This is a genomic window from Actinomadura sp. CNU-125 (assembly GCF_001942465.1).
In the GTDB taxonomy this organism is placed as follows: Bacteria; Actinomycetota; Actinomycetes; order Streptosporangiales; family Streptosporangiaceae; genus Spirillospora.
Genome location: NZ_MKJY01000550.1, coordinates 1 through 1,074, shown reverse-complemented (window position 1 = coordinate 1,074; position 1,074 = coordinate 1). Strand labels below are relative to the sequence as shown.

The following is a 1,074-nucleotide window of genomic DNA, read 5'->3' as shown; positions in this document are numbered from 1 at the left end:
CAAAGGAATTGACGGGGGCCCGCACAAGCGGCGGAGCATGTTGCTTAATTCGACGCAACGCGAAGAACCTTACCAAGGCTTGACATCGCCGGAAATCCATCAGAGATGGTGGGTCCTTTTTGGGCCGGTGACAGGTGGTGCATGGCTGTCGTCAGCTCGTGTCGTGAGATGTTGGGTTAAGTCCCGCAACGAGCGCAACCCTCGTTCCATGTTGCCAGCACGTAATGGTGGGGACTCATGGGAGACCGCCGGGGTCAACTCGGAGGAAGGTGGGGATGACGTCAAGTCATCATGCCCCTTATGTCTTGGGCTGCAAACATGCTACAATGGCCGGTACAGAGGGCTGCGATACCGTGAGGTGGAGCGAATCCCTTAAAGCCGGTCTCAGTTCGGATCGAAGTCTGCAACTCGACTTCGTGAAGTCGGAGTCGCTAGTAATCGCAGATCAGCAACGCTGCGGTGAATACGTTCCCGGGCCTTGTACACACCGCCCGTCACGTCACGAAAGTCGGCAACACCCGAAGCCCGTGGCCCAACCAGCAATGGGGGGAGCGGTCGAAGGTGGGGCCGGCGATTGGGACGAAGTCGTAACAAGGTAGCCGTACCGGAAGGTGCGGCTGGATCACCTCCTTTCTAAGGAGCATCAGCTGGCCAGGCCGCCTCGGTGGAGGGGTCGTGGTCGGTGGCCGCTGTTGACGGCGAATGTTCGTCAAGCGGCTGCTCATAGATGTGGAGCACTGGTTATTCAGTCTGTCGGCTGTGCGGCTCGGCTAGTACCGCCCCTTTGCGGGGGAGTGGGAACGACGAGCTCCGGGCGGCCGGCAGGTTGGACACGCTGTTGGGTCCTGAGGAAACGGGCATGTTTCTTCGGACTGCGGGACCAGGTCCCGTGCCCCTGTTCGGGGGTGCGGCCTGGTGGGCCCGGTTGTTTTTTGAGAACTACACAGTGGACGCGAGCATCTCTGGTGAGGCTCGATCATTTAGGTGGTCGTGTCTCATCTGCGATTTGTTTTGATCGTTTTGTGTGTTCAAGTTTTTAAGGGCATACGGTGGATGCCTTGGCATCAGGAGCCG

Annotated in this window: 1 rRNA gene; it reads left to right on the top strand. The window is 58.9% G+C overall.

Annotated features, from left to right (window positions below):
• A 16S ribosomal RNA gene (locus BJF79_RS40280) occupies positions 1-633 on the top strand; the annotation flags it as partial.
• Between the last annotated feature and the right edge of the window lie 441 nt (positions 634-1,074).